The following is a 26022-nucleotide window of genomic DNA, read 5'->3' on the forward strand; positions in this document are numbered from 1 at the left end:
GACGTCGAGACGAAGCATCGGTCACCGCGCATCGACCGGCAAGCGCAGCCGGAAAGCGCTGCGCATCATCGCCAGGCAACGCCGTGCCCTCACCGCTCCTACATCGACGGCGCAGGCGTTCCGTCCGACCATTTGTCGGTCGGTATCATGAACTCGTCGATCGGTTCGGGGAGACCGTGAAACTGCGGGTTCAGCATCACCGGCGAACCCGGCAAGTCGGCGCCCCAATTCGTGCCAAGCGGGGTATAGAACATCAGGTGCGGGACCCAGTGTCCCGCCTCGTCGTTCAGATAGCCCTGCTTCGACATCATGTAGCACATCGCGCCGGGTTCCAGCGGCGGGAACGCCTTGCTCGCCAGCGCAGCCTTGATGTCGCCCATGATCTGGTCCTTGGATCGTCCAGCGAGCGCCAGCTCCGTCCGCTTGAAGGTCATCGGCAGGATCGATCGCGCCGCCGGCGGATTCAGGCACATCGGTCCGCGCAATCTGGGATTCCAGAATTCCGGAAAATCGAACTGCGCCGTCCAGGCTCGGTCGACCAGGCACACAAAGCCGTTCTTGCCCTTGACCGCCGTGACGTAACCGTGGGGCCCGAGCACCAGGACCGTTGCGTCCCCGGTAATGGACTTGGGCGCCGCGCTGCGTGCCAGGGCGATTTCCGCATCGCGATCTGCCATCAGGTATTGCGACAGCGGTGCCATGACCGGATAGGCATGCGGCGGATTCTGGGCTGGCGAACCTTGTGCAGCGGCCACGACCATGGCCAGGAACACGCCAAGTGTCTTGCCGATCTTCCAGCGGCCGGTAACTTGCTTCATTGCAGTTCTCCCGTCTGATCGCGTAGGTGTGGTGGATTCGGAACTGGCTCGATCCGGATCGCTTCCCGCTGGCATCCACGGCTGCTGGCACCAGCGGGCGATCCTCGCCTATGACGAACGAGGAAGCAGGAAATCGACATACCGGGCACCGAGCCCTGCTCGATCGCGGCACACGTACGCCCGGCAACCCAAGAGGGCTCTGTCCGATTACATCCGGGTCGACGCAGTCAGCTCAGCGCGTAAGGGCCGCCGCGCTCCAGCGCGCGGCGATAGGCCGGCCGTTGCTGCACGCGGCTCACGAAAGCGGCGACATGCGGCAGCCTGCCGCCCAATCCGCTGCGCGCCATGGCCACTTCCATCGGAAAGCTCATCTGGATGTCGGCCGCACTGAATTCGTCACCCACGAACCAGCCAGTCTGCGCCAGCTCGTTGTTGACGTAATCCAGGTGCAACGCCAGTTGCGGATCGACGAAGGCCGACTGCAACTTGCCGGCGATCCGCTGCGCGATCGGCCTGGCGAAGAACGACATGGGCGCCGTGGCGATGCGCATCGCCACCAGCTTGAGCAGCAGCGGCGGCATGGCCGAACCCTCGGCGTAATGCAGCCAATAGTTGAAGCGCAGCCTTTCCGGCGTGCCGCGCGGCGGTGCCAGGCGGCCCGTGTCGTAGCGGTCGACGAGGTAGTCGACGATCGCTCCCGACTCCGCGATCACTTGGCCGCCATCCTCGATCAACGGTGACTTGCCCAGCGGATGGACCGCCCGCAGCTCCGACGGCGCCAGCATCGTCTTCGGATCGCGCTGGTACTTGCGGATCTCGTAGGGGACGTCCAGTTCCTCCAACAGCCAGAGCACGCGCTGGGAGCGCGAGTTGTTGAGGTGGTGGACGGTCAGCATGGCGCGTCACCGGTACAGTGGGTGAGGTGGCCAGAAGGCTAGCATGGTGACCGGCACGTAGATGTACAAAGCGCCAACGAGGCACCACGCCAATCCGCACGGAACCCTTGGTGAAAAAATCTGTCTACCGGTGTCGGTCGCGACACGCGCTGACGACATGCGTAAGTTTGCGCGGGCAATCGGCTTGAATGAGGCTTTGTCATCGAACGTTCCGGGCAGGGCCTACATCAACGCGAGGGGGATCGTACGCGCGGCCTGGCCTGGCTCGACGGCGAAACGCGTGCGAACTTGAGTCAGCGGCGCTGGCGACAACCAGGGCTGACGCGTCAGACGCGGGTGCTCGTGCTGGCCTCGGTATTGGCACTGCACGCAGTGTTCGCATGGATGATGTGGTACGCGATGCAGCTCGCGCCGCAACATCCGGCGGCAGTGTCTGCCGATGGCGATCAAGTGCTGATCGTGCGCGTGCTGGACCGTTCCAGCACGCCACGCGCCGTGTCGCCGCCTGCGCCACTCGCGCTGCCAAAGCCAGTGCCCCAACAACAGATTGCAGCCCCACCCGCTCACCCCGTGTCGCACGAGAAATCGCGTCGTGACGCGATGGTCGTGCAGGATCATTCAGCGGCCCCTGTGCCGGCGGCCTCCGCAGCTACGCCGGACACCAGCAGCCTGTTCGCCAAGGACGGATCGATACGGCTGCCGTCCTCGCTGACGGACACCTCGACCGCAGCAAGCGCCGAGACCAAGCCGGCCAAACCGGCGGACGATCGCCGGATCATGCAGCACGACAGCAACCACATGCACTACAAGGCAACCCGTTTCGAAAAATACTTCCCGCCGCCTAACGAGACGGCCGGCGGTGCGGTAGGTCGCCATATCGGCGATGCCATCCAGGCGATCGCCAAAAGCGTGTGCGACCCCAGCAAGCGCAGCACCGCTTCCAACCTGCTTTGCGGCGTGTCGCCCCCGCCACCCTCGCCCAAGGATGGCGACGAGCGCCTCAATCTGCCGCCGCCACCGCTGGCCGCCGATCCGCATCCAGCCAAGCTTCCGCCGTTGTCCACCTGCATCGCCGAGTACAACGACACCAAGCCGCTGTCGGACGGCTGTCCGATAAACACGCCCGACCTGGCCTTCAAGGCCGAGATGCGGGAGTGCATCGATCTGTTCCGTGCAGGCAAGCGCCTCAAGACCTGGTGCCCGGCCGATACGGCCAGGCGCGCTGCCGCCGAGTCGTCCACGCCGGCGGCTTCCGCGAGCACAGGCTTGCACTGATGCGCGAATCCCGGCGCTTTCCTTCCGGGAACCACCGCACGCGACGACAGTCATAGACCGTGGCGTGAGATCGGGAAGGCTTGCAGCCGGGCAGCCACAGATCGGGTGTGCGGGCAGCAACCATGTATCTGCGGCACCGGCTGCAAACCTTCCCGATTTCCGCGGCGTCGGGCAAAAGATCGCGAGGACCATGCGGGCGCCGCGGCGAACCCACTCGCCCCCACTTCGCCCCATGCACACCCGGTCGAATCCCGACACTCGCCCTCGCCCCTGGACGCAGAAACACGATCTTCCAGCGCCTTTCCGCTGCGCAAGCTTCTTCGCTTGAAATGGACGTCCAAACGATTCGAACGAAAAAGAACGACCCTCTAGTCAAGTGCACACGACTTTTGGCACGGCTCCTTCTGGCACATGTGCGCCCGCGCCCCGATGAACTTCCATGGGCACCGCCGGCGACTCTGCGCTCGGCCAACCCAAAGGAATTGAGTCCATGTCTAAAGTCACATTGGCTGTGGCGATTGTTCTCTCCATCGCGGCGCTCCACGCAAATGCGGCTGTCGCCACTCCGATGACGTCCGGCGATGAAGTCGATCAGGCCGTCAAGCAGTACATGCAGGCTCACAAGATCCCCGGCGCCTCCGTTGCCATCATCGAAGACGGCAAGGTGGTGAAGGAGTCCAACTACGGCCTGGCCAGCGTCGAGCTTGGCGTGCCGGTAACCAACGACACGCAGTACACACTCGCTTCCACCACCAAGGAGTTCACCGCGGTCGCGATCATGACCCTGGTGCAAGAGGGCAAACTGTCGCTGGACAAACCCGTCCGCAGCTACTTGCCGGAGCTTCCGGCCAGCTGGGGTGCGGTGACCCTGCGGCATTGCCTCTCGCACACATCAGGCCTGCCCGATGCGGTTGCCGCCGACGACGTCAACGTCACGCCGCTGGCGGGCACGCAGGCCGAGTTGATGAAGCTGCTGGTCACCCGCCCGGTGGGCGAACCCGGTGCAAAAACGGTCTACAACCAGACCGAATACATGCTGTTGGCGGAAGTGATCGAGCGCGTCACTGGCAAGCCCTTCAGGACTTACATCGATGATCGTCTCCTCAAGCCTCTCGGCATCACCGATATGCACTGGGGCGATTCCTGGGAGGTGATCCCGGGACGCGCGTCGCTCTACACCACGCTGGAGCCGACGCCCGATCGCTCGAAGCTGCAACTGGATGCCAAGGGCCGGCCCGTGGAGTCCACGTCCGGCATCCACGCCTTCGGATCGAAAGGCATTCCCGAGTTCCTGTCGCCCGCAGCGGGGCTCAACGCGAACATCGGCGCGATAGCGAAATGGGAATCCGCGCTCTGGAGCGGAAAGGTCATCAAGCCGGAAACCCTGGCCATGATGGGCACGCCCTACAAACTCCACGACGGGTCTGCGGGCGATTTCGGCTTGGAGTTGATGCCCTATCCGCTGCCTGCGACGGGAGAGTCCAGCGTGTCCTCGGGCGGTGGCGCAGCCGTGTGGATCACCACGATCCCCGGGAGCCATCTCACGGCCATCGTGCTGACCAATCTCCAGGGGTGCATGCCCCCGATGCTGGCAGCGGAAGTGCTGCAGGCCTACGAGAAGCAGGCCAGGGTCACAGGGCGAAAATCGTAGATCGAAGCGCGCACGTATCGCCCACGCCAATCCGACAAAAAGCGACAAGGACAACGAGGGCGATGCCCCATGGCATCGCCCTCCAACTGTTCGATGTCACAGCACGCCGCACCCGCACGTCGTACGCGCCGGCCGACACCCGCCAGGCATTGTCCCGACACCTTTTCCCTTAACGAACCATCGATGGCGGCGGTGGCGGCGGCGCGGGTGGAGCCGGCGGCTCGCCTGTGAGCGAGTGATGCGCCAGATACAACTGGCCATGCCCCATGGCGAGAAATTGTCCATCGTCGGCGCAAGGTTGGCGATACATCGAACCGAGAACCAGCCCGGCGATCCGCATGTTTGCCACGTTGTAGGCCGTGGTGCCCGTTTCAGGGAAAGTCGGCGCCCAGTGCCACGCGGCGGGAACGTGTTTCAGGGTGACTACGTCTTTCGCTATTCCCTGTATGTACGTGCCGTCTTTGAACAACACCCAGTAGAACAGGCGCGAGTGACCGTTCCTCCCGCATGCGGTGCTTCCCTGCTCCTTCGCCAGACCTTCGCGAAAACCGTCGGCGAACGCCTGGCGGATGCTGCGCAACTTCGCACCGTGGTCCGGCAGATCATCGGGTTGCACACCTGCTGCCGGTTCGTCCAGATAAGGAGCCTGCACGGAAAACGGAAAATCGCCCAGCTTGCTTGCGTAGTAATCGCCGCCATACTCGATGCTCAGCCAATGCGGCGGCATGAGTTCGTTTGCGTTGCTGCCACTGCTGGAATCGGCGGCGTAAAGCACACCGCTGAACATAAGGAACGCGGCGACAAAGAGCCTCCTGCACATCCGGCACCTTCCTTTCAGATTGATGGGTTCCGACTCGTCTGCCGCCAAAAGCGCGCTCTGACCGCCGTGTCGCACCGGTCATGCCGACGGAGTCCTTACGGCAAGTGGATCCCAGTCCGCTTTTCCAAGTCAGACAAAGTAGCGGCAAACTCTCAGCGGGCGATGGCGCCGCGAGCACGCCGCACCATGACGGCCACGCCGCGCATCAACACTTCAATCGATGCGCAACCAGTTCAGGAACAGGCCATGCTCATGGTCTTCAGCCCGATACCCCTCGCGCACTTCGACCACCTGTCCCCAACCCATATGGGCGGCGCCATCGTCCTGCTGGCTGTCGACCCTCAGGCGCTCTCCCAGCGGGACGGGGAAGCGCGTCACCAGCACCATGGTGGTCTCGTTCCGAGCGACCATCAGCGCTGGCTTGCTGATCGTGCTGGCCTTCACCCAGTCCGTGTTGATGTGGATCCGCACTTCCTGCGGCGGCAGGTTGCTGCGATTCTCCAGCCGCCAGCTGTCGGCTTTCTCCAGCAGCGAACTCAGAAGCGGATCGCTCCAGTCGACCGCGCCGATTGAAACGCTAGAGCGTGACTTCTCGTGGCCCATGGCTCCCCCTCGTTGGACCGGGCGCGAACGCGCGCGTGCGCGATCGTGGACAGTCCGGCAGCGATACGCGACGAAGCCGCACCGCAACAGTAGCCATGCAAGCCTGGCTATCGCGGCAACATACCAGAACTGCCGCCGAGTGGCGGAGCGTGGTCGCCCGGGTTCATGCCGCACCATGCCGCGGCATCATGCAGGCCCGGAAGCGGGCCAACGAGGCCAGGCCCATTCCCAGTCGCGTGCCGGCCAAACGTGCCCCTCCGAGCCGCATTTTCTTCGATCGCCCTGGCTATGCCGGCCCGATGCAGCTGGCCCGTCGTACCAACGGACCGACCAGGAATGATCGGCATGCAAAATCTTGCGAACCCGGATCTGTGCCGAAGGAAGCGCGTCCCGCCCTGCCTCTTCCTTGAGAAAACGCACTCCGCCCTGATGCTCTTGGCCATCTGCCCTGTCCACGTGGCCATGCTCGACAAAATCAGAAACTGGCGCGTACGCCGCCTCGTCGCCCGGCACCCGATCGCCGAACCGCTATGGCAGGACGCGCTCCGACGATGCGCCGTGGCGCGTGCGCTGGGGGCTTCCGACCAGGCCGCGCTGCGTGTGCTGGCAACGCTGTTCCTGGACAGCAAGTCGCTGGAACCGACCAAGGGCTTGCAGCTCGACGACGCCGACCGTGTCCTGCTCGCGGCGCACGCCTGCGTACCCATACTGAAACTGGGCCTGGACTGGTACGACGGTTGGCACAGCGTCATCGTCTACCCGGATGCCTTCGTACCACACCGTACAAAAACCGATGCCGCAGGCGTGGTTCACCAGACCGCCACCGCGCTGGCCGGCGAGGCCTGGGGGCGCGGGCCGGTGATCCTGTCGTGGGCAGATGTGCTGAATGCCGGGAAGAAGCCGGGGCACAACGTGGTGATCCACGAAATGGCGCACAAGCTCGATCTGCTCAACGGGGACGCCAACGGCTTCCCGCCCCTGCACCGTCGCATGGACCGCCGCGTGTGGACACGGGTTTTCTCCAGCGCGTGGGATCACCTGCAGGAGCAGCAACGCAACGGCACCGAGTTGCCGCTCGACCCGTATGCCCTGGAGAGCCCGGCCGAATTCTTTGCGGTAGCTAGCGAGCAGTTTTTCGAGAGCCCGGCAGTCTTGCGTCAGCAGCTGCCGGACGTCTATCGGCAACTCGAGCAGTTTTACCGGCAGCATCCATTCTGAGTGTCGCTACGGGCACCCCGAGCATCGAGAAGCACGTGGTGAGGTCGGCTTGCAGAACCGCAGGATGGTACGTATTGCATTGCGCGCTTACGGCTTTGACGCGGGTGTCGCCTGATAAAACACATTCGACCAGGCACCCTTCCGCTTCATCCACAAAGACGAGGCGTAGCTGTCGAGCCGGAAGGCTTTCCCGTGATCGAGGCCCGCCGCCACCACGCGATAGGTGACGAGCGCAGCATTCTGCGCGACGAAGCGAACCTCGAATCCCGAGAGCGCACATTGATCGAAGCGCACCTGCGCATCCATGGCAGATTCCTCGCTGGCGCCCCTTCCCACCACGCCACTCTCGGTAAGCGTGATGAAGTCCGGGGCATGAAAGGCCTGGTAAGCACTGGCGTTGCGCTGGATCGCCAAGTTCCAGCTGGCCCGTTCTTCCGCAATCAAGCGCTGGGCAACGGCGTCGTTCGTCGCTGCGGCGGCAGGAAGAGGGTTGGAGGCAGCACTGCACACGGCCAGCGGAGTGGCGTGGACGGCCCATGGCAGGCAGATGATGGCCACAAAGGCAAAAGATATTCGGATATTTGTCATAAATTCAGAATGTCATTAGGATCAATAAACCGTCAATCGAATTGATTTCGTAACCATGGCCGCCGCGACTGACCTCGACCGAACAGATTTCGCCATCCTGCACCTTTTGGCGAAGGACGCCTGGCTATCCAACAAGCAGATCGCGGCATCGGTAGGCCTGGCAGCGTCAAGCTGCCATGAGCGGATCAAATCCCTCAGGGCGCGCGGAGTCTTGCTGGGCGCTCACGCCGAGGTAAATCTCGAGGCGATCGGGCTCGCATTGGAGGCCGTGCTGTTCGTGCAGCTCGGCAAACTGGAAATCGGCGTGGTCGACGACTTCGTCAGTACCACCGCCACCCTTCCAGAGGTGCGCAGCGTATTCCTGGTGTCGGGTCGCTCCGATCTGATTGTCGCCGTTGCCGTACGCGACATGCAGCATTTGAAAGCGATCATCTCCGAGCATTTCAATCGTCACGACGTCGTGCTGCGCGTGGAAACATCCGTCGTGTTCGACAGCCGGCAACAACACGCCATACCGGCGCCGTAGCGTGCAACAGGCGCCAGGACGATTTGAATCGAGATCGTTCCCAAGTTGGCCGCGCCGTCTTCGGCCCCACCTATCTGGCTAGCGGAACTCTCCCGGTGAATCGGAAGCTGATGATGCGTGAAGCTGCACGTCGCGACGCGAACGCTGCGAACGTGGTTCGTGCTGCATCACCGCCGGTCGTGCGCAACGGATTCGTGGGAGTACCCCGGTACGCAGCGACCGCTCGGCCGGCCGTTCCAGGAAGGCACGTCGAGCCGTGCCGGCCAAGCATGGAAGGCTAAGAAGCGGCAGCCGATGAGCGTCCGGCGGTGTCCTGATTCGTGCGGTTTGATCCGATCGGCGCAATCGAAAGTGTGTCGGACAACGGGGTCGCTTTTTGTGGCGCTGCCAATGGCGCTGGCGCGATGGGCCATGACGCAATCCGACATTCAGCCGGGAAAGATTTGATTCCCGCCGGCCCCGATCCGAAGCGTATGCTGTTGTGGCTCCGTCTATTCCGGAGTTGCCGGGGGAACGCCAATACCGTACCGAATCGCGGCTGCTAGCCACGCAGCCGCGAGCCATCGACTGGAAGATGACCACATGAACACGACGCTGCAACACAGTCGTCTATTGTTCGCCGCCGCCATGATCGCCTTGGGTGTGACGGGCCTCGTCAACGGTGACTTCGCCCTTGCGTGGCAACAGGTTCCCATCCATCACCCGCCGACGCGCACCGCCGTCGCCTATGCCTGCGCCTTTGTCGAACTGGCGCTAGGCATCGGTCTCTTGCTGAAACGCACGCTGCTGCCAACCTGCAGAGCGCTGTTTCCATACATGATGCTGTGGCTGGCGCTGCTGGAAATTCCCGGCGTGGTGCAGGCGCCGCAGGAAGTCGGCAATTGGGGCAGTTTCGGCGAGATCGCCATCATCACGGCAGGTGCGTGGTGCCTGTTCGTCGAGCAGGCCGGCGTCGGCAACGCGCGGCGTTTTGGATTCGCTGTCGGGCCCCGTGGCCTTCGCGCGGCGCGCTGGCTGCTGGTCGTCGCACTCCCCATGATCGGCGTGGAGGTCATCGTGGATGCGGTGAAATTCGGCGACCACGTCATGCAACCCTGGCTGCAATGGTTGCCCTGGCCCATGGCCTGGGCCTGCCTGACCGGTGTCGGCAGCATCGCGACCTGCCTGGCTTTGCTGTTCGGTGTCTGGCCGCGGCTCGCGGCAACGGCGGAAGCCGCCATGCTGGGCATCATTACCGTCACCTATTGGGGGCCCGATCTTTACACCGGTCGCACGGCAACCAGCGCCCTCATCATTTCCTTCCTGATCACCGCCGGCGTCTGGCTGGTCGCCGACACCTATCACGGCATGCCGTGGCTCGCCAAGGGACGGCCTGTCTGGAATAACTGATTTCGTCGCGCTGGCCGATCCAGCATCGACATGGGGGAAGACATGGCTATGCACATGGAAGAGTGCTCAGCATCAAGCGACTTCTGGGTAATGCCGCCTGGACGGCCAGCGTCGGCTCCATCGGCATCGGCATCGGCATCGGCATCGGCATCGGCGTAATCGCAGAGAGCGTGAGTGTCGTTCGTCGTAGCCACCCTCCCTGGCATTCCCCGGAAGTGCTCTACATTCGCCCCTAGAAGGCCCGGTGAAACTCCAAGCACCAGAGCAGAGCAAAAAATGCCGGGGAACCCTAAATGTCGGAACATTCGAAACGCTGAAGTCGGACCATGCGTGGCAGCGTCCCTTTCCGGCCATCGGCAAGGACTCAAGGCAGCCTCGCCCCAAATCTGCAACCATCGTCGGAGTGTCCCTGATACCTTCTCCCCTCTTTGACAACCGAATTCCAAACAACGCGAGGATTCCATACATGCCACGTTTCCATTTTCTCCGCAGCACCGCCATGGGAGTGAGCCTCGGCGTGGCCGCTGCCTGCATGGCGCTGCCCGCCTTTGCCGCCACGCCGGTCACGGTGACCTTCGAGGCAAACAGTGTATGGGCGCAGGAAATCGGCCATCTCGACCATGCCGACGGCTCGCAGGACTACACGGTAGCGGTCGCGGCAGGCAAGACCTTGCAGGTCAACCTCATCAGCAGCAATGCGAACGTGTATTTCAAGGTGAACGACCAGGGCCGCGACCAACAAGTGCTCGACTCCCATAAAACGGGCGTCTCCACCTGGTCGACTCCAAACGCGACGGCCACCACGTACACGATCCAGGTCTACATGGACCCTGCCGCGGTAGACCGCGACGAAACCGCGAAATACGCCTTGCAGATCGGGCAATACGGTGCCGAAGACCTGCGCCCCCCGACGACCGCCGTGACGTTCCAGCCCAACAAGCCCTGGGCGGAAGAAGACGGCAGCCTGGCTTCTGGCGCTACCGCACACGACTTCACCGTTTCCATCGCGGCAGGCATGACAGTCGCCGTCAACCTCGTCTCGAGCAATCCCCAGGTGCATTTCAAGGTGGAGGACCAGACCCACCAAAAGCTGGCCGACACCAGCACGACCGCGACGAATACCTGGTCCGACTCGGTGGCGAAGACGACGGCGACGACCTACATGATTGAGGTGTATGCCGATCCGGCGGCGATGCCGGCTGGACAACGGGCGCCGTTCGCCCTGCAGGTCGGGCAATTCGAAGCTGGGGCCGCACAGCCCACGCAACCCGCAGGTGCGACCACCACGTCGTCGCCGGCCGCGACGACGTCGGCATCGACGCCTCCGGCCGCGACATAAAGGATCAAGACGGTCCAGAGCCTCTTCCGGCGGCGAAGTAAGAGGCTCCGACACCTTTTCCAAGCTGCATCCTCGCCGGATTCGACTGCAACGCGCTTCCGCTGGTGGCGCATCGGGGAGAACCATGAAAACTCGTCGCGATTTCCTCACCCAGGCACCGCTGGGCCTGCTGGGTGCCATGGTGGCTGGCGGCGCGTTGGCGCAGACCGGCGAGAACCCCGCACCAACCACGCCGCCGCCCGGCTCGCCCGGCGCCTTCAACACCGCGCCGCCGGCGGGGCCGAAGCTCACCACGGCTACCTTCGTCGAGGCGGAAAAGCTGGCGCAGGTGAGCATGACCGAAGCGCAGCGTGCAATGGCCGTGGCCAACTGGCCCACTTCCATGGCCGCGCTGCTGGAGCGCCGCACCGGCCCGCGCAAGGTGGCGCTGGAAGAAGGGCTGGCCCCCGCCACTACCTGGTTCCCTGCGATGGGCCGTGCGCATGTCGGACCTGCGCACGACCGCTTCGCGCCGTCCACCGTGGCGACCTCGGCGCTGCCGGCGAAGGACGAGGACATCGCCTTCGCCTCCGTCGCCCAGCTCGGCGCGTGGATCCACACGCGCAAGCTCACTTCCACCCGGCTGACCAAGATCTATCTCGCACGCCTGAAGCATTTCGCCCCGCAACTGCGCTGCGTCATCACCCTGTGCGAGGACCACGCGCTGGCGCAGGCCGCGCAGGCGGACAAGGAGATCGCCGCCGGCCACTACCGCGGCCCGCTGCACGGCATCCCGTGGGGTGCAAAGGACCTGCTCGACACCGCCGGCATCGCCACCACCTACGGCGCGGAGCCGTTCCGCCACCGCGTGCCGAAAGACGACGGCGCGGTCACCCGCAAGCTCAACGAGGCAGGCGCAGTGCTGGTGGCCAAACTCAGCCTGGGCGCGCTGGCGCTCAACGACATCTGGTTCGGCGGCCAGACCATGAACCCGTGGCTGCTCAAGGAAGGCGCCTCCGGCTCCAGCGCCGGCCCTGCCTCGGCCACAGCGGCCGGACTGGTGGCGTTCGCCATCGGCAGCGAAACCCAGGGCAGCATCATCAGCCCGTGCATGCGCTGCGGCACCACCGGCCTGCGCCCCACCTACGGCCGCGTGCCGCGCACCGGCGCCATGACGCTGTGCTGGACGATGGACAAGCTTGGCCCCATCGCCCGCTCGGTGGAAGACACCCTGCTGGTGCTCAACGCCATCCGCGGCACCGACCCAGGCGACAGCGCCAGCGTGCCAGCACACCTGGACTACGACGCGGCCACCCCGATCAAGGGCCTCAAGGTCGGTTACTTCCCTGGCTGGATGAAGGAAGCGCCGGCCACCGACCTGGACCGCGCCGCACTCGATCAACTGCGCGCGCTTGGCCTGGTGCCCACCGAAGTGTCCCTGCCCGACTGGCCCTACGACGACCTCAACGTGCTGCTGTTCGCCGAGGCCGCCGCCGCCTTCGAAGAACTCACGCTCTCCGGCGCCGCCGACCAGATGCGCGTGCAGACCCCGGACGGCTGGCCCAACCTGTTCCGCGAATCGCGCTTCCTCTCCGCCGTAGACTTCGTGCAAGCCGACCGCCTGCGCCGCAAGGTGGCGAAGGAGATGGAACGCGTGATGGGCGAAGTGGACCTGCTGCTGGTGCCTTCGCTGCGCGACGAGATGATGGTGATCTCCAACATGACCGGCCAGCCCTCGCTCACCCTGCGCACCGGCTTCGTCGAAGTGGACCAGGTGCGCAGCGACTGGGCGCCCGACCCGAGCCATCCGCTGCCGAAGCTGGCAAAGCCGCACCGCGTGCCCTACGGCATCACCCTGATCGGCCGGCTGTTCGAGGAAGGCACGCTGGGCCGCGTCGGCCGTGCGCTGGAGGCGAAAGTGGCTGTGGCCGGGGAGCGGCCACCTGGATTCTGATCGGCGACGCCTGATGCGGTCGATGGGAGCAAAAGCGCGCCGGATCGCCCCGGCGCACTTTTTTAGATGAAGCCCCACTGCGCTATTGCGGCGGACACGGACACAGTGACCCACTTTCCATCCGGAAGTACGCCTAATTTCCCTTGAGCACGCCGAGTCGTAGACGCCAACTGTTTCTGTGATTGCAGTTGCACCGAGAGCGTCAGCCGCACATAGCTTTGAGACACCGGTTTAGCAAAAGCTCACTCCGTCCCGCGGGTTCGGTTCGAAACGTCCGGGGACTGAGTCCTTACGCAGCAATCCGCTCAATCTGGTCGACAGCCTTGCCGAGTGTTCGGTGAGCCTCTTCCAGATCGTAGTCCGCCTGAAGTCCCAGCCAGAAACGCTCGCTGGTCCCCAGGGCAGCAGCCAGACGCACGGCGGTATCTGCCGTGACACCGCGCTTGCCAAGCACGATCTCGTTGATGCGGCGCGGCGGCACGCCGGCAGCGCGTGCCAAGGCGTTCTGGCTGATGCCCATGGGCGTCAGGAACTCCTCGAGCAGTACTTCGCCGGGATGGATGTTGGGCAGGCTATTCATGATCGACTCGTTAGCGTCAGTGATAGTCGACGATTTCCACGTCGTGGGCATCGCCGTCGATCCATCGGAAACAGATGCGCCATTGATCGTTGATGCGGATGCTGTGCTGGCCTTTGCGTTGGCCCTTCAAGGCTTCCAGTCGATTGGCCGGAGGAATGCGCAGATCATCCAGCACCGAAGCGTTTGACAACATGCGCAGCTTGCGGCGCGCCACGGACTGAATATCGGCAGGCAGGCGCCGAGAGGGCGTTCCGTCCCAGATCTTTTCCGCTTCCTTGTCGGCAAAGTTCCTGATCACGGGCAAACCATAACGCCATCCGTCATATGACGCAAATCGTCATAGCCTGGGCGGCGACAACACCAGCCATTTCCGCAGACTCCTTTCCCCAACTTGACCGGCCAGCCCTCGCTCACCTGCGCACCGGCTTCGTGGAAGTGGGCCAGGTGCGCAGCGACTGGGCGCCCGACCCGCAACACCCACATCCCAAGCTGGCCAAGCCGCACCGCGTGCTCTACGGCATCACCCTGATCGGCCGGCTGTTCGAGGAAGGCACACTGGGCCGAGTCGGCCGTGCGCTGGAGGCGAAGGTGGCTGTGGCCGGGGAGCGGCCGCCTGGATTCTGATCGGCGACGTCTGATTCGACCGTTCGGGTTGAGCGCTGAGACTCCCGGTAAACCCGATGGTGACGAATCGTTACGCCGCCGCTTCGCCGGACGAGGCGGAGCCCTTCAGCTGCCACAACGTCGCATAGTTCATGATGGGGCGCTCGAACGTCGCCCCCTTTGCGATGAAGGGTTTCCCCAGATCAAGCATCGGCTGGAACGTGTCCAGCTGCTTGGCGGCTTCGAGGCTGGTCCAAAGGCTGACATTCGTCAACGAAGATGTCGCCTCATCCGCCCCGAAATAGAAGGACAGCAATCCGTCCATGGCCTCTATGCCGGGACGCAGGACGGAATCGGCCTCCGCCGCCATTTGCCGGAGCTCGGCGAAGTGCTCCGGAGCACACCGCAGAATCGACACGCGCACCACTGGCTTCATACACCGCATCCTTGTTGTCGTTCGGCTCGCCCCACACGGGGAGGCGGCAATCTAACAATGGGCAAATTCGCTCACAAGTGCGTTCCAGCGCCGATCCGTTTCAAGGGCCGAGCACCTGTAACGGTCGACGGATGACATTCATGGCCCACCGATCGGCGTAACCACTGGTGTGCCGCCAACGCCCCCAGTTCGGAAGCAACAAACGCACCTGACTCCGTTTTGGAATTCACGTGCTCCCGACCCTCCCCGAAGGTGGCCCGCTGACTTTCGAGCTAGAGCCGTCGGCCCTTGGGCGTTCGACGACGCGACCGCGAGTAGCCAATGTCGATTTCTGGAGACCCCATTCGTCATCCTGTCATAGGGCCGACAAGGCCGAACTCAGGAGGATGACGAACGATGATTACGGTCTTTGGTGAGGGAAGAGGCTTCCGGGTCGTCTGGCTGCTGGAAGAGATGGGACTCGCGCACCGGCTGCGACCGGTGGATCTTCTGGCCGGCGTTGAGAACGACCCGGAGTTCCTGGCCATCAACCCCGCCGGTTTCATCCCGGCGATCCGGGACGGCGACGTCACCATGGTCGAGTCCATCGCGATCATGGAGTACCTGATGGCCCGCTACGGACCCACGCCACTGGCACCCGCCCCGCACGATCCGGCGTTCCCTGCTTACCAGCAGTTCCTCCACCTTGGCGAAGCCGGCCTCGCGGCCTCCGTCTACTTCGTCGTCGGCGCGCGCAGTTTCGCGCCGGAGTCCGAGCGGGAGAACTGGAGCGCCGGTCAGGCGCTGGACGTTTTCCAAACACGACTGGGTCTGGTGACACGGCAGCTGGCGCGCACGCCCTACCTCGCCGGTGACAGGTTCACGGCCGCCGACATCTCGGTGACGTACGCGCTGGAGTTGGCGCAACATGGCGCAGGCATCGCCCTGGGCGAAACAGAGAAAGCCTATCTCGCCCGCACCAGCGCACGCGCAAGCTACCAGCGCGCCATGGAGACCTGCGAGTCCCGGAAGGCGTGGTTCGCCAGAACGCCGGTTCAATAACCCCCGTTTCTTCAGCTCTGACACTCCCCGCCGTGAGTGCCCAGCCAAGAAATAAACCTGACTCCATTTTGGAGTTGACCCTTGCGATGAGGCGAACGCAATGCTGAGCTGGCAAGTCGGTCGAGTGAAGATCACCCGCGTTGTCGAGATGGATTTGCCGGTGCCGATTGCCTGCCTGCGACAGGCCACGACGGCTGAGCTGCGCAAGTCGCCATGGCTGTATCCGCACTTCGTAAGCGAGGACGACAGCACGCTGAAGCTCAGCATCCATGCGCTGCTGGTCGAAGCGCCAGGGTTGAAGCTGGTCGTCGACACCTGCATCGGCAACGACCGGCCACGCGAGATCACCTGCGACCAACCCTTGTCGACGCCGTTTCTGGAGCAGCTGGGCGAAGTCGGCTGGTCGCGCGAGGGTGTCGACGCCGTGGTATGCACGCATCTGCATGTCGACCATGTCGGCTGGAACACCATGCTCGAAAACGGTCAGTGGGTGCCGACCTTCCCGAAGGCGCGCTACCTCATCGGCCGGCAGGAATACGACTTCTGGCGCCACCATGACGACGCCGAGCAACAGGCGATGCTCGGCGACAGCATCCAACCGGTCTTCGATGCCGGGCTCGTGCAATTGGTGGAGCTGGACCACGTGATATCGCCGGAAGTCCGGCTCACGCCTTCCATCGGCCACACGCCGGGACACGTCAGCGTGCTGATCGAATCCGAGGGTGCGCGCGCGGTGATCACCGGCGACATGACCCACCACCCTTGCCAACTGGCGCACCCCGACTGGGTATTCGGCGACCACGACCCGGAAGCCGCCGTGCTCACCCGTTCGCGCCTCTTCGCCGAATGGGCCGACCAGCCCCTGCTGGTCATCGGCACCCACTTTGCCGCACCAACTGCTGGCCACGTTGTTCGCGATGGCGCAGCGTTCCGGTTCGTGGTGTGAGGGCGATCACGGCCGCTCCCGTGGCCGTGGCGTCCATCAAAAACGGGGCATTGGGAAGCAACCGATGTATCCGCAAGCAGAGCGCACCAGACAAGTGAATTTGGCCGGTCATCGCTACTTCGTTTGAAGCCGCAGGCGTGCGCTCACCATTGCGGCCTGGACCACCAACTCTGGCCGCGTGCATCGCGTTCGCCGGGAATGTCGGCAAACCAATCCCAGAACGCGTCATCGTAATTCAGGTAGAACAGCCGGATGGACGCCACCTTCGGATTCCGGTGCTTGACGACGACGCACATCCATCGCGTACGGGTCAGGTAGCACGCAGCGATATCCTTGCGCAGCATGCGTGCCGTCCTGGAGAACGTCTGGGTGACGATGAGCGACGTAGCGGTCAGCTCGACCTTCTTCGCGACGACGACCGACCTTAGGCAGGCCGTCACGCAACCGATCAGGATCAAGAGGATCAATGCGTATGCCAGATGGTCACTGGTCTGGTGCACAGGAGGCACCACCTGGGTGATGACGTGGAGGATGTAAAGAAAGGCCACCGCCAGGCCCAATCGCCACAAGCGAAAAGAAACGGGGGTGCGATAGCTCCGCGGGTACGCGCCAGGAGTGAGTGCGCCTCGATCCTCACTCGGAAGCAGATCCTGTTTCATGCGACGAGCCGCCACCCTGATTGAGCCGGGCCCATTATGAACCGGCCCGGCTTGGCGTTGCCGCAGGCGATTGGGTTTGAGTCACGCCGTCATGGGCGGCGAACTCTTGGGTGATAGCTATCGCTTCGGCTCTGACAGGCGTGCAGCCACCGATCGACGAGAGCAAGCGCGATGGTTGTGAGGCCTCCTCATCGACCTGATCGAGGGTGCCGATATGGCTGCTCGGAGATCGCCAAAACGGCATCCTGATGAGTTAGCCTCACTCGCCGTTGCGTTGTGTCTATCCAACAAAAAGGGGACGTTGTGATGCGCAAGAGATGGATCGTTTTGGCGCTTTTGGCTGGCTTGGCGGGATGTGTTCCGCCGTCACAGCATCGGGCCATGCTGGATGGTGCGCCATGGCCGCTGGACGCCGATGGAAACATCGTTACCGGGGAAACCGTATTGCTGATACTCGTCGATTATCACGGAGTCGCGGTAGAAGCCTGCATCGAGAAAAGCAGCGGCAACAATGCGTTGGATGCTTCCGCGCTAAGGCGTACGACTACGTCACAGTACAACCCGGAGATAAAGAATGGATTTTTTGCCTCCGCCTATGCTCGAGTTCCCGTGAATTTCGTACCAGAAGGAACCCCATCAGTGGCATTGCCGCCTGTGCCGCCCCACAGGGAGTGCCAGCCACAGCCGGTGCCCGGCGTTTCCCCTGCGGAACTGGCGCTGGTGTCAGGCAAGCAGTTCACGATTTCACCCACGCAAGCAAGGGAGGTACCGGGAGTCGACCAGCCGTGGCCTACAGACGCGAATGGTAGGCCGGTCACTGTTGACGCCTGGGAGAAAGTCTTGGTGGATACGTCAGGGCGCATTGTTGCAATCGATAGCCTCAAGCCCAGCAAATACCCGGCTTTCAGCGCGAATGCGGCGCAGACGGTAGCCAAGATGACCTTCGCATCCAGCGACGTGCAGCATTGGGACGTGGTGTCGTTCCATTTCCACGGAGGCGAATGAGCTGCAAACCACTTCAGAGAGGGCGTCGAGAGATGGTTCTCCGCATCCATCTCCGCGCCCTTGGCCTGCCCCGCTTCGCGATGACCGATAGCACCGATCGTCAATGACCAACGCGCGGAAACTAGCCGGTACGCCTCCAGATATCTCAGGGATCAGCCGGAAACGCCGCTTGGCCAAAGCGCACCGACTCTCTTAATGTAGCGTCGATATCAGGGGGCACTTCATGAAACTGACGCCGATGGCTGGGATGCTTTGCGCGACCATGCTTCTGACGTCCTGCGTGCCGCAATATGCATCGCCGCCCGCCAGCAGCGACACCGCCCAGCTGCTGATGATTGGAAAGCCGGAGTACACGCTTGCCACTCATGTTTATCGTGATGCGGAAACCTGCGCGGGCCGGCAATGGGTTTCCGGTGGGGTGGCCGGCCCGCCGAAGTGGATCAACGTGACGGGCGGCCACCCCATCACCATTTCCGTCGACGTCGGGAATAGCTGGGGCACCTGCCCGGCCATCGGCACCTTCATTCCGGAGCGCGGCAAACGCTACGTTGCGCACGCGGTAACGGAAGACGGCATCCAGCATTGCTACCTTGCCGTAGACGAAGTGCTCGCCTCCGGTTCGACGGGACAGCCCGTCCCTGTAACACAGCGCAGATTTCGCACTGGACTGGCCGAGAGTTCGAGTTGGTGCAAGCCCGATTCGCAGCGTTAGTCGGGATCGTTGCAGGCAGCAACACACGAACTGGGCCAGGTTCGCTTTGATCTTCGCAAATCAAATGGGACGGCCGCTGCATGCCAGCTTGGCAAGCAACCAATGCATGCACGCCAAATGGCGCGAATCGTGATCGCACAGCAGGTGAACCAAGCCAGCGAGAGTGATCTCGCCGTATTGCGCCAAATCAGCCTTGCGCTGAAGTTGCTGGTCGTCCAGCGCCTTGATCGTGGCCACCGTCGCCTGGCGGGCGGCCACGAAATCCGCGATGGCCTCGAGCGGATGGATTTCCGAGTAGCGGCGCTTTGCAGCGAGTTCGTTGCCGAAGACACGCTCGAACCTGGGGTGACTCTCGTCGCGTGTTCGCTGTATGCGAACGTGATAGACCAAGGTGTCGAAGTCGAGCATGTGGCAAGCATGTTCGCGAAAGGAAAATTCCTCCCCTGGGCAGGCCTCCCACGAAGCCGGTTTCCAGTCCCAGTAGGACGCCGGCATCGTGCGATAGAGCCGGTCGAGTCGTGCCGGAACGCTTTCCAGCGAATGCACCGTGTCAGACAAGACGTCCACGCATCTCCCTGCCTTGGCCAATCAAGTACGAAGTGAGGAGTAGCTATATTAGGGCAGCCCAACGGGGTCAGGTTCACTTCCCGGTCACCCGGAGTTCCGAGCAAGGAACCCGACGCTACACGGTCTCGTTTGACTTCAGCATTCCAACGGAAGGAGAGAAGCATGGCAAAGCGCAAGAGTGGTGGCTTCGAGCTATTCGCATCGATGTCCTGGCCTGTTCCGCTGGTGCTTGACGTCATCGCCTTCGTGGGCGTCCGATACGGCATCGGCTAGATACTGTTTCAGTACCGTTTCATTTTATCGACGAGCAACAAGACCAAAGCCAGGGGGGCTCCATGAATCTTTTGCGGTTATTACTGCTGCTCGCCGCAGTCGGATTTGCGTATCACATGTGGGGCCCGCGACGGCCTTTGAGCCCGTTTGAACAAATAGAGCAGGCTCAAGCCCGGATTGACGCTCCAGTTCAAGCCGACGCTGACGCTCAGGGCTTTATTCCAACTGACGTGCCGACCGGGGTGGAGCACGGTGTCGTGCTCGTCCTGGCCGCACTCAACTGCCCCAAAGATGCCTCCCAACGCGCTGATGACATGGTGGAGCGGCTCCGTGGCATGGGTATTCCCGCCAAGCGCGACGATCACCTCCCCGTCCCTAGGGCGATTCGCATGGATCAGCTGGACTCGTTCAAGCGCGCGAACCTGGTTATGAGCCGCGGAGCACCTTCGGTTTTCATCAACGGCATGGGCAAGTCCAATCCCACGCTCCATGAGGTCGTGGCGGAGTACAAGCAGACGCAGGGATCAGCGGACTCAGATTGACCTGATTAGCCCATCAACCCGCTTTGAGGGTACAAGCCGAGAACAAAGCAAATGGGTCAGAACACTTTTCTAGACGGCGGGTGCTGAGGATAAAAATGCACTCTGACCCGGTTTCCGACCCCGGTTTCTCGCGACCAATAAAGAACTGAGCCAGTGCCTCGGCGAGCCCAACCCGCACGCCAGCGCCAAGCTCAACGCGGTGAACGTGGCCCTGATGTCGAAGCCTGCGTACCGGCACACCGTGCTGTCGATGCTCCAGAACAACCCCGCGGTGTTCAAGCCGCCGGTGTCAATGCAGGAGACGCACGGCGCGGCGCCCCTGATCGTGCTGTCCGCCGCCAACACCTTTGCCGATGCGCTGCCGCGCGACCGCCAAGGGCTGGAAGCAGCGCGCGCCCACACGCAGGCGCAGATCGTCGCCACCTCCCCCCGCGGCACGCTGGTGCACGTGGCAGATACCTCGCATGACATCCAGGTCGATCAGCCGGGGGCGATGGTCAAGGCGGTCATGCAGGCACTGAGAATGGCTGAAGGTGCAGCAAAGGGGGACGGACCTCGTTCTTCCTGACCCCGTTCTTCAGTCAGCAACAGGAGCCGACCGGCCGGCCTTGGCCAAGCGCAGGCCTACGGTAATTGCGCCCCAAACTTGATCATGGCGCTCACCACCTCGGTCGGGTTCGACAGGAAGATGAAGTGGTGGCCGTAGGGTATTCGCACGACCGTTGCCGACGGCTGCTGACGCTGGAGCGTGGCGATCTCCTGCTCCTGCATGCGGGTGTGCAGCTCTTCGGCCGCCTGGCGTTTCGCCTTATCGCTGCCGACAGGGAGATCCGACGCGCGCGGGACGGGGACAATGGCGAGTATGGGCACGTCGGGTGCGTGGAAGCGCTCTTCGCCTTCAAGGATGGCGTTGTAGACGAACGCCGGCGCCTTCTGTTCCCCGACGCCACCCGTGGCGGTGGCCGCAAACGTCTGGCGTATCTCGTCTTCGGGTATGACTCCGCCGAGTTGTGCGGAAACGAAGCAGCGAAACGCGGGGAAGCTGGCCAGATCCGCGGGCGTTGGGTCGGAAGGCGCGGCGCCGGTCGTGCTTGCGTCATCGGCGGCGATCCCCGCGAGCTCGGCTCGAAGGCTGCGTTGCAGAACGGAGACTTCGTCCAGCAGTGCAGTCATCTGTGACTTGTCCGAAGGGCCGTCGTGCATGCGCGATATCTGCGCAGCCAGGTGACCGAGGTCCGGAAGATAAGCCCCGCGATCCGGATCATAGATCGCATAACCGTGTGCGGCATCGAGGTAGATCAAGCCTGCGATCTGGCTTTGATAACGGGTTCCTATCGCGCTCAACTCCTCGCCGGCGATCGAATGGCCTGCAAGGATGGGCCGGCGGATGTCGAGCGCCTTGACGACGGCCATGACGTCGTCGGCCAACCGATCCGCACCATAGCCGCTCTTGGGGATCGACGAAGCGCCGAAGCCCCGCCCGGTAATGCCGTAGACGTGAAAATGGCGCGCCAATGCCGGGGCGATCGAATCAAACACATGCGCCGTGTTGCCCAGGCCCGGCAAGAGCACGAGAGGTCGCCCGGTTCCGCCCCAATCGAGTACTTCCAGCCGCACGCCATCCGTCACTGAAACAAATTGTCGGTGGTGGCCGGCACTTTCCGCCTGGAAGGTCGAAGCCGCCGAGCAAGCTGTGGCCCCTGAAGCCGCATGCATGAAGGCCATGCCCAGGATGACCGCTGCACACGCCCTGCTGATGGTTGGCATCTTGCACTCCTTGACTACTCGTGTAGTCAAGCTAACCCATGGCTACACGTGTAGTCAACCTGTCCAAGGTTACGCAAGCGACCCAGGTGGTGAATCGTCGGAAATTTACAGCTCGCGGGGAACAACCACGGAGTATTCCGGCGCGAAATAAACGTCTACCTCGCAGCGAATGCACCGTTCGGTCGACCGTCGCCCGTCACCCTGCCGGCAGTATGATCAGCCGCCTGCTTCCGCCGATCGGCTCGAACCAACTCAAGTCGGGCGGCCGAAGCGGGTTGCTGTCGGCACTGGTCAGCGACGAGGGTTCGTGTGGGCAACCTCATATATGACCGCCCATCCGCGTAGGGCACTTATGCGGCGTGCGAAAGCGGCAATGAAAACCTTGACCAAGGATCATTCATGACACGTGGAAGAGCGGATGCGTTGCCTTCCTCCATCGATGCAGCGGCACAACCCGTCGCGGACAAGGACCGCATCCGCTCCATCGACATACTTCGTGGCATCGCCTTGTTCGGCGTGCTTGTAGTCAACCTGGTCGATGAGTTCCGGGTATCGCTGTTCCAGCAGTTCCTGCCCTATCAACCATCGGCGCTTCCGCTTGAAGGTGCCATTGCACGCTTCATCTCCATGTTCCTCGAGATGAAGGCATTCGCACTCTTTTCCATTCTGTTCGGCGTCGGCCTGGCGATCCAGTTCGAGCGTCTGGCTCGTCGCGGTCCGCGGCGGCGTCTGCTCATCCGTCGCCTGCTGATATTGCTGGCCATCGGCCTGGCGCACCTGCTGCTGCTCTGGAACGGCGACATCCTCACCGAGTACGCGTTGGCGGGATTCGTGGTGCTGCCGTTTTTGTGGGTTCCGGCGAGAGCCGCCGCGCTCGCCGCCGCCGGACTGCTGACTTTTTATGCGGCCATGCCAGCCCTTTCGCTACCGATCGCCTGGCCTTCCGTGGCGTGGCTGCAGCATCACGTCGTTGCGGCAAACCACGTCTATGCGACGGGCACATACGGAAGGATCGTGCGCTTCAGCTGGGCCGAGCTGCCCTACATCCTGTCGCTGCACGTATACGTGTTTCCGCGCACCTTGGGGCTTTTCCTGCTCGGCATGGCAGCGTGGCGTACCGGTGTGCTGCGCGATCCGCAACGACACCGGCGATTGTTGTCGGCGGTGGCGGGCTTCGGGCTGATACTTGGCACGTTGATGGGCATGCCGGATGTGCTGCGAACAGCAGCGCCCTGGCTCACGTCCGCCGCGGCAAGCGCCTGTCTCGCAAACGCAGCCAACATCTTCATGGGCCTGGGATACGCTGCGGCGGTCATCGTACTCGTTGAGTTCACCCGCGCTTCGCGCGTGCTCAGAGTCTTTGCGCCGCTTGGCCGCATGGCCTTCACCAACTACCTGATGCAGTCCGTGATCTTTACCTGGGTATTTTTTGGCTATGGGCTGGGGTATTTCGGGCGAATGGGGCTGGCCGAAGCACTCGTCCTTGGCGTGGTCGTCTACATGTGCCAAATCGGCCTCAGCGCCGTCTGGCTCCGCCGATACCGATTCGGACCCGTCGAGTGGTTATGGCGCACCTGCATGTATGGAGCACGCCAGCCGATGACTCCATCCAGCACCGCGCGCCAGGTAAGCCTTCTCCGCTAGCTGGTAGACGCTTTGCCGGCATCCAGCCCGCGCCGCCCACTTTCGCGTCCGACAGGCAAACCTGCCCCGCTCGCAGAGTGCGTTGCCGGCACTGGGACGATGCCGACTCCGATGCCAGCCGCCGCTTTCGGCGAAAGCTTCTGCCCGTCGACCTGATCGAGGATCTTCCGCATGGTGAGCGCCACGTTGAAGTTGGCCTCCGCCAGCGTCGACACGATCTGCGCATGCAGGGCTCGAAACCCTACACCGGAAAGTACCGATCGACATCCAGCGCCTTGATCCCCGAGGGATGCGCCTGCGCCTGGTAATTCTCGATCGCGGGATCGTCGTGGGCGCGGCAATTGAGGTAGCGATAAGACGACGCCACTTTCGGGATCGCCTTGTCGAACACGCCTTTGCAAATGCTGCATTGCTGCTTGCAGCCATACAGCGCCAGCGTGCCGCGAACATTGTCGGGCACCCGGCTCAAGGCCGCGAGCAGCTTCTGCTCGGCGTGCTCATTGTCCCCCGAGCCGGCCACACCTTCGTAGTTGCCGGTGACAAAAACGATGCCCGAGACCGCCGGCCCTTCACCCGTTCCCGGCGACTTCAGCGCGTAGCCGACGGGCTTTTTGCCGGCGATGGGCAAGGCGCCGAGGGCGGGTGGATAAGTCAGGTCACGTTTGTCCCCGGCATCGTCGAGGCCAGCGAGTTCGGCAAGCAGGATTTCTGCGGGTGAGCCGGGCGGCACGAAAATCTCCTTCGCACCAAGTTTCATGCGCTCGAAGACGCGTGTCTGGAAAGCCTCGACATGCTCAATCAGTGCCTCGGGCGTACCGATCTTCAGCTTATCGAGTATGTCTTTCTGCAACGCCGTGTCGGCATCGTCGTTATTGGCGACCCACAGTGCGTCGCGCACGAAGAGTATCTGCGTCTCCTGCAGATTGCCCCCGCCACTGAGCTTTGGCGCCCCTGGCCCCATCAGATATCGGAGATCGCCATCTGCCTTGACCCGTGCGGCAGCAAGGTTGAGATACAGGGCAACCTGATTCATTGAGTAAGCCATGGGAATCCTTTCGACGATCCGTAGTCACGAAACGGCAGCACAGCCCCAAAGGAGTATTGAGCCAAAGCCATGCCGCAGTCGATCGGCACGATGTCGTGCTGCAGCAGCTAGCGGGCGGGCGGCAATTCTTTACCGCGACCCGGTAGGCGCCCACGGTCGAGCGACCGAAAAATCCGGCGGCAGAGTGCGCTTTTTGAGGATAAAAATGTGCTCTGCCCCTTGTCTGAAAGGGATCAGGTTCATTTTCCTGCCGCCGGACGGAGTGGAAAAATGAACCTTCCCTTTTTACGGCATGCATGACCACCCGCTGGCTATGGACGTACAGCCATGATCGCCCGAACATGGCGTGCGGCAGCATCACGTCGATGCGGAACTGACGCTCACCGCATCGGCCAGTGCGCTCCTTCGTAAACGTCCAAGTGCCTCCTCTTCAAGGAACAGGACATCACCATGAATCGCTACAGCTACAGCGGCACCGGCATCACCCTGGGCAGCCTGCTGGCCGTGCTGATCAGCTGGTCGCACAACCACTCGATCTTCTGGGCGATCATCGATTTCTTCCTGTCATGGATTTACGTGATCTATGCCTTGCTCGGATTCCCGCCGCTTAGGTGATCACGGCAAGCGCGCTTCGAGCACCTCGCCTTCTGAAACGGAGTGAGGTTCGCTTGAGGGTCAAATAAATGAGCCTGACACCGTTTTTGGTTCCCTAAACCCGGGACGCGACTGCCGATGCCGTTGACGGCTTCCTAGGCATCAGAGCGATCAGCGGCACGCCGATGACGACCAAGATGGCGGACATGCCGAACAACTCCGGCCGGCCGGCAATGTTGCCGTAGGCCTGAACCAGCATCACGCCCGCATGCGCGAAGCTGGACCACGCCGCGAACCCGATGAGGCTGCGATGCTCCGAGGGGTTCCGCACCGCCATCAGCAGGAAAGCCCCGAGCGTGACGTAAAGGCTGAGGAACATCGGCATGAGGACATCGACGTGCTGCCACTGCCATAACGACATGGCCAGCGGATAGACGGCCGCCAGAAAAAGCAGCCCGCTTACGACCATCACGATTTTCAGCGCCCATTCTCGCGACATGGTGCCCTCCCCTGCGGGTTCGATGCTGTACGGCAGCGTAGTCAATCCCGGCT

Annotated in this window: 30 protein-coding genes; 17 read left to right on the plus strand and 13 right to left on the minus strand. The window is 62.9% G+C overall.

Annotated elements, in window-relative coordinates; genetic code table 11:
- Window positions 1-98: 98 nt before the first annotated feature.
- Both IHE49_RS07000 and IHE49_RS07005 read right to left on the minus strand, forming a co-directional pair.
- On the minus strand, window positions 99-818 hold the full coding sequence (locus IHE49_RS07000) for a hypothetical protein (protein WP_225578258.1): 720 nt from the start codon (window positions 816-818) through the stop codon (window positions 99-101).
- 227 nt (window positions 819-1045) lie between these two features.
- The gene (locus IHE49_RS07005) at window positions 1046-1714 is read right to left on the minus strand and encodes a glutathione S-transferase (RefSeq protein WP_192156273.1); all 669 of its coding nucleotides are present in this window, start codon (window positions 1712-1714) and stop codon (window positions 1046-1048) included.
- A 288-nt stretch (window positions 1715-2002) separates the two neighbouring features.
- On the opposite strand from IHE49_RS07005, the gene IHE49_RS07010 reads away from it, so the two are divergent.
- Together IHE49_RS07010 and IHE49_RS07015 are read left to right on the plus strand one after the other, a co-directional pair.
- The gene (locus tag IHE49_RS07010; protein ID WP_225578259.1) at window positions 2003-2989 is read left to right on the plus strand and encodes a hypothetical protein; all 987 of its coding nucleotides are present in this window, start codon (window positions 2003-2005) and stop codon (window positions 2987-2989) included.
- A gap of 439 nt (window positions 2990-3428) precedes the next feature.
- Complete coding sequence (locus IHE49_RS07015) at window positions 3429-4640, plus strand: serine hydrolase domain-containing protein (protein WP_192156275.1); 1212 nt, start codon at window positions 3429-3431, stop codon at window positions 4638-4640.
- Window positions 4641-4809: 169 nt separating this feature from the next.
- Here IHE49_RS07015 and IHE49_RS07020 read toward each other — a convergent pair whose 3' ends face one another.
- Window positions 4810-5508 carry a hypothetical protein gene (locus tag IHE49_RS07020; RefSeq protein WP_192156277.1) on the minus strand — a complete coding sequence of 233 codons (699 nt, stop codon included), beginning with the start codon at window positions 5506-5508 and terminating at the stop codon, window positions 4810-4812.
- Window positions 5509-5673: 165 nt separating this feature from the next.
- Entirely contained in the window at window positions 5674-6063 is a 390-nt protein-coding gene (locus IHE49_RS07025; RefSeq protein ID WP_192156279.1) for a hypothetical protein, read from the minus strand.
- Between the two features lie 462 nt (window positions 6064-6525).
- Here IHE49_RS07025 and IHE49_RS07030 point away from each other — a divergent pair, with 462 nt between their 5' ends.
- On the plus strand, window positions 6526-7281 hold the full coding sequence (locus IHE49_RS07030; protein ID WP_192156281.1) for a M90 family metallopeptidase: 756 nt from the start codon (window positions 6526-6528) through the stop codon (window positions 7279-7281).
- A gap of 87 nt (window positions 7282-7368) precedes the next feature.
- On the opposite strand, the gene IHE49_RS07035 is transcribed toward IHE49_RS07030, so the two are convergent.
- Window positions 7369-7869 (minus strand): nuclear transport factor 2 family protein, encoded by a 501-nt coding sequence (locus IHE49_RS07035; RefSeq protein WP_192156283.1) that lies wholly within the window; start codon window positions 7867-7869, stop codon window positions 7369-7371.
- A 55-nt stretch (window positions 7870-7924) separates the two neighbouring features.
- Between IHE49_RS07035 and IHE49_RS07040 the strand changes: the two genes are divergently transcribed.
- The 5 genes from IHE49_RS07040 to IHE49_RS07060 all read left to right on the plus strand — a co-directional run bounded on the left by IHE49_RS07040 (window position 7925) and on the right by IHE49_RS07060 (window position 13056).
- On the plus strand, window positions 7925-8395 hold the full coding sequence (locus IHE49_RS07040) for an Lrp/AsnC family transcriptional regulator (RefSeq protein ID WP_192156286.1): 471 nt from the start codon (window positions 7925-7927) through the stop codon (window positions 8393-8395).
- A 582-nt stretch (window positions 8396-8977) separates the two neighbouring features.
- The gene (locus IHE49_RS07045) at window positions 8978-9784 is read left to right on the plus strand and encodes a DoxX family protein (protein WP_192156288.1); all 807 of its coding nucleotides are present in this window, start codon (window positions 8978-8980) and stop codon (window positions 9782-9784) included.
- A 62-nt stretch (window positions 9785-9846) separates the two neighbouring features.
- A complete protein-coding gene (locus tag IHE49_RS07050) occupies window positions 9847-10020 on the plus strand; it encodes a hypothetical protein (protein WP_192156289.1) in 174 nt (57 codons plus the stop codon).
- Between the two features lie 8 nt (window positions 10021-10028).
- Complete coding sequence (locus IHE49_RS07055; protein ID WP_192156291.1) at window positions 10029-11123, plus strand: hypothetical protein; 1095 nt, start codon at window positions 10029-10031, stop codon at window positions 11121-11123.
- A 124-nt stretch (window positions 11124-11247) separates the two neighbouring features.
- Window positions 11248-13056 carry an amidase gene (locus IHE49_RS07060; protein WP_192156293.1) on the plus strand — a complete coding sequence of 603 codons (1809 nt, stop codon included), beginning with the start codon at window positions 11248-11250 and terminating at the stop codon, window positions 13054-13056.
- Window positions 13057-13345: 289 nt separating this feature from the next.
- Here IHE49_RS07060 and IHE49_RS07065 read toward each other — a convergent pair whose 3' ends face one another.
- Complete coding sequence (locus tag IHE49_RS07065; RefSeq protein ID WP_192156295.1) at window positions 13346-13636, minus strand: HigA family addiction module antitoxin; 291 nt, start codon at window positions 13634-13636, stop codon at window positions 13346-13348.
- Window positions 13637-13652: 16 nt separating this feature from the next.
- Window positions 13653-13934: a type II toxin-antitoxin system RelE/ParE family toxin gene (locus IHE49_RS07070; protein WP_192156297.1), complete on the minus strand. Its 282-nt coding sequence runs from the start codon at window positions 13932-13934 to the stop codon at window positions 13653-13655.
- A 26-nt stretch (window positions 13935-13960) separates the two neighbouring features.
- Here IHE49_RS07070 and IHE49_RS07075 point away from each other — a divergent pair, with 26 nt between their 5' ends.
- Window positions 13961-14260 (plus strand): hypothetical protein, encoded by a 300-nt coding sequence (locus IHE49_RS07075; RefSeq protein WP_192156299.1) that lies wholly within the window; start codon window positions 13961-13963, stop codon window positions 14258-14260.
- A 70-nt stretch (window positions 14261-14330) separates the two neighbouring features.
- Here the strand turns inward: IHE49_RS07075 and IHE49_RS07080 are convergent, their stop codons facing one another.
- The gene (locus IHE49_RS07080; RefSeq protein WP_192156301.1) at window positions 14331-14675 is read right to left on the minus strand and encodes a hypothetical protein; all 345 of its coding nucleotides are present in this window, start codon (window positions 14673-14675) and stop codon (window positions 14331-14333) included.
- A 396-nt stretch (window positions 14676-15071) separates the two neighbouring features.
- Here IHE49_RS07080 and IHE49_RS07085 point away from each other — a divergent pair, with 396 nt between their 5' ends.
- A complete protein-coding gene (locus IHE49_RS07085; protein ID WP_192156303.1) occupies window positions 15072-15716 on the plus strand; it encodes a glutathione S-transferase family protein in 645 nt (214 codons plus the stop codon).
- A 100-nt stretch (window positions 15717-15816) separates the two neighbouring features.
- Window positions 15817-16662, plus strand: coding sequence for an MBL fold metallo-hydrolase (locus IHE49_RS07090; protein WP_225578261.1), 846 nt, complete (start codon window positions 15817-15819; stop codon window positions 16660-16662).
- Window positions 16663-16805: 143 nt separating this feature from the next.
- Here IHE49_RS07090 and IHE49_RS07095 read toward each other — a convergent pair whose 3' ends face one another.
- On the minus strand, window positions 16806-17321 hold the full coding sequence (locus IHE49_RS07095) for a hypothetical protein (protein WP_192156305.1): 516 nt from the start codon (window positions 17319-17321) through the stop codon (window positions 16806-16808).
- A gap of 306 nt (window positions 17322-17627) precedes the next feature.
- Here IHE49_RS07095 and IHE49_RS07100 point away from each other — a divergent pair, with 306 nt between their 5' ends.
- Window positions 17628-18326, plus strand: a complete 699-nt coding sequence (locus IHE49_RS07100) for an energy transducer TonB (RefSeq protein WP_192156307.1) — start codon at window positions 17628-17630, stop codon at window positions 18324-18326.
- A gap of 223 nt (window positions 18327-18549) precedes the next feature.
- Window positions 18550-19038 carry a hypothetical protein gene (locus IHE49_RS07105; protein WP_192156309.1) on the plus strand — a complete coding sequence of 163 codons (489 nt, stop codon included), beginning with the start codon at window positions 18550-18552 and terminating at the stop codon, window positions 19036-19038.
- A 60-nt stretch (window positions 19039-19098) separates the two neighbouring features.
- Here the strand turns inward: IHE49_RS07105 and IHE49_RS07110 are convergent, their stop codons facing one another.
- Complete coding sequence (locus IHE49_RS07110; RefSeq protein WP_192156311.1) at window positions 19099-19596, minus strand: DinB family protein; 498 nt, start codon at window positions 19594-19596, stop codon at window positions 19099-19101.
- A gap of 344 nt (window positions 19597-19940) precedes the next feature.
- Here IHE49_RS07110 and IHE49_RS07115 point away from each other — a divergent pair, with 344 nt between their 5' ends.
- Together IHE49_RS07115 and IHE49_RS07120 are read left to right on the plus strand one after the other, a co-directional pair.
- A complete protein-coding gene (locus IHE49_RS07115) occupies window positions 19941-20420 on the plus strand; it encodes a hypothetical protein (protein WP_192156313.1) in 480 nt (159 codons plus the stop codon).
- A gap of 214 nt (window positions 20421-20634) precedes the next feature.
- Window positions 20635-20988 carry a hypothetical protein gene (locus IHE49_RS07120; RefSeq protein ID WP_225578262.1) on the plus strand — a complete coding sequence of 118 codons (354 nt, stop codon included), beginning with the start codon at window positions 20635-20637 and terminating at the stop codon, window positions 20986-20988.
- Window positions 20989-21044: 56 nt separating this feature from the next.
- Here IHE49_RS07120 and IHE49_RS07125 read toward each other — a convergent pair whose 3' ends face one another.
- Window positions 21045-22187, minus strand: a complete 1143-nt coding sequence (locus IHE49_RS07125; RefSeq protein WP_192156315.1) for an alpha/beta hydrolase — start codon at window positions 22185-22187, stop codon at window positions 21045-21047.
- Window positions 22188-22586: 399 nt separating this feature from the next.
- Between IHE49_RS07125 and IHE49_RS07130 the strand changes: the two genes are divergently transcribed.
- On the plus strand, window positions 22587-23831 hold the full coding sequence (locus IHE49_RS07130; protein WP_192156317.1) for a DUF418 domain-containing protein: 1245 nt from the start codon (window positions 22587-22589) through the stop codon (window positions 23829-23831).
- 241 nt (window positions 23832-24072) lie between these two features.
- On the opposite strand, the gene IHE49_RS07135 is transcribed toward IHE49_RS07130, so the two are convergent.
- Complete coding sequence (locus tag IHE49_RS07135) at window positions 24073-24864, minus strand: hypothetical protein (protein WP_192156319.1); 792 nt, start codon at window positions 24862-24864, stop codon at window positions 24073-24075.
- Between the two features lie 462 nt (window positions 24865-25326).
- Here IHE49_RS07135 and IHE49_RS07140 point away from each other — a divergent pair, with 462 nt between their 5' ends.
- Entirely contained in the window at window positions 25327-25491 is a 165-nt protein-coding gene (locus tag IHE49_RS07140; protein WP_192156321.1) for a hypothetical protein, read from the plus strand.
- Between the two features lie 94 nt (window positions 25492-25585).
- Here the strand turns inward: IHE49_RS07140 and IHE49_RS07145 are convergent, their stop codons facing one another.
- The gene (locus tag IHE49_RS07145) at window positions 25586-25969 is read right to left on the minus strand and encodes a DUF6632 domain-containing protein (protein WP_192156323.1); all 384 of its coding nucleotides are present in this window, start codon (window positions 25967-25969) and stop codon (window positions 25586-25588) included.
- Window positions 25970-26022: the final 53 nt, after the last annotated feature.

Origin of the sequence: Rhodanobacter sp. 7MK24 (assembly GCF_014842995.1) — a bacterium.
In the GTDB taxonomy this organism is placed as follows: Bacteria; Pseudomonadota; Gammaproteobacteria; order Xanthomonadales; family Rhodanobacteraceae; genus Rhodanobacter_A.

Excerpts from the sequence above, each read along its gene's own strand:
- IHE49_RS07000 (WP_225578258.1), bottom strand. The coding sequence starts at position 818 with ATGAAGCAAGTTACCGGCCGCTGGAAGATCGGCAAGACACTTGGCGTG.
- IHE49_RS07005 (WP_192156273.1), bottom strand. The coding sequence starts at position 1,714 with ATGCTGACCGTCCACCACCTCAACAACTCGCGCTCCCAGCGCGTGCTC.
- IHE49_RS07015 (WP_192156275.1), top strand. The coding sequence starts at position 3,429 with ATGGGCACCGCCGGCGACTCTGCGCTCGGCCAACCCAAAGGAATTGAG.
- IHE49_RS07025 (WP_192156279.1), bottom strand. The coding sequence starts at position 6,063 with ATGGGCCACGAGAAGTCACGCTCTAGCGTTTCAATCGGCGCGGTCGAC.
- IHE49_RS07030 (WP_192156281.1), top strand. The coding sequence starts at position 6,526 with ATGCTCGACAAAATCAGAAACTGGCGCGTACGCCGCCTCGTCGCCCGG.
- IHE49_RS07035 (WP_192156283.1), bottom strand. The coding sequence starts at position 7,869 with ATGACAAATATCCGAATATCTTTTGCCTTTGTGGCCATCATCTGCCTG.
- IHE49_RS07040 (WP_192156286.1), top strand. The coding sequence starts at position 7,925 with ATGGCCGCCGCGACTGACCTCGACCGAACAGATTTCGCCATCCTGCAC.
- IHE49_RS07045 (WP_192156288.1), top strand. The coding sequence starts at position 8,978 with ATGAACACGACGCTGCAACACAGTCGTCTATTGTTCGCCGCCGCCATG.
- IHE49_RS07060 (WP_192156293.1), top strand. The coding sequence starts at position 11,248 with ATGAAAACTCGTCGCGATTTCCTCACCCAGGCACCGCTGGGCCTGCTG.
- IHE49_RS07065 (WP_192156295.1), bottom strand. The coding sequence starts at position 13,636 with ATGAATAGCCTGCCCAACATCCATCCCGGCGAAGTACTGCTCGAGGAG.
- IHE49_RS07075 (WP_192156299.1), top strand. The coding sequence starts at position 13,961 with ATGACGCAAATCGTCATAGCCTGGGCGGCGACAACACCAGCCATTTCC.
- IHE49_RS07080 (WP_192156301.1), bottom strand. The coding sequence starts at position 14,675 with ATGAAGCCAGTGGTGCGCGTGTCGATTCTGCGGTGTGCTCCGGAGCAC.
- IHE49_RS07085 (WP_192156303.1), top strand. The coding sequence starts at position 15,072 with ATGATTACGGTCTTTGGTGAGGGAAGAGGCTTCCGGGTCGTCTGGCTG.
- IHE49_RS07090 (WP_225578261.1), top strand. The coding sequence starts at position 15,817 with ATGCTGAGCTGGCAAGTCGGTCGAGTGAAGATCACCCGCGTTGTCGAG.
- IHE49_RS07095 (WP_192156305.1), bottom strand. The coding sequence starts at position 17,321 with ATGAAACAGGATCTGCTTCCGAGTGAGGATCGAGGCGCACTCACTCCT.
- IHE49_RS07100 (WP_192156307.1), top strand. The coding sequence starts at position 17,628 with ATGCGCAAGAGATGGATCGTTTTGGCGCTTTTGGCTGGCTTGGCGGGA.
- IHE49_RS07105 (WP_192156309.1), top strand. The coding sequence starts at position 18,550 with ATGAAACTGACGCCGATGGCTGGGATGCTTTGCGCGACCATGCTTCTG.
- IHE49_RS07115 (WP_192156313.1), top strand. The coding sequence starts at position 19,941 with ATGAATCTTTTGCGGTTATTACTGCTGCTCGCCGCAGTCGGATTTGCG.
- IHE49_RS07120 (WP_225578262.1), top strand. The coding sequence starts at position 20,635 with ATGTCGAAGCCTGCGTACCGGCACACCGTGCTGTCGATGCTCCAGAAC.
- IHE49_RS07125 (WP_192156315.1), bottom strand. The coding sequence starts at position 22,187 with ATGCCAACCATCAGCAGGGCGTGTGCAGCGGTCATCCTGGGCATGGCC.
- IHE49_RS07130 (WP_192156317.1), top strand. The coding sequence starts at position 22,587 with ATGACACGTGGAAGAGCGGATGCGTTGCCTTCCTCCATCGATGCAGCG.
- IHE49_RS07135 (WP_192156319.1), bottom strand. The coding sequence starts at position 24,864 with ATGAATCAGGTTGCCCTGTATCTCAACCTTGCTGCCGCACGGGTCAAG.
- IHE49_RS07140 (WP_192156321.1), top strand. The coding sequence starts at position 25,327 with ATGAATCGCTACAGCTACAGCGGCACCGGCATCACCCTGGGCAGCCTG.
- IHE49_RS07145 (WP_192156323.1), bottom strand. The coding sequence starts at position 25,969 with ATGTCGCGAGAATGGGCGCTGAAAATCGTGATGGTCGTAAGCGGGCTG.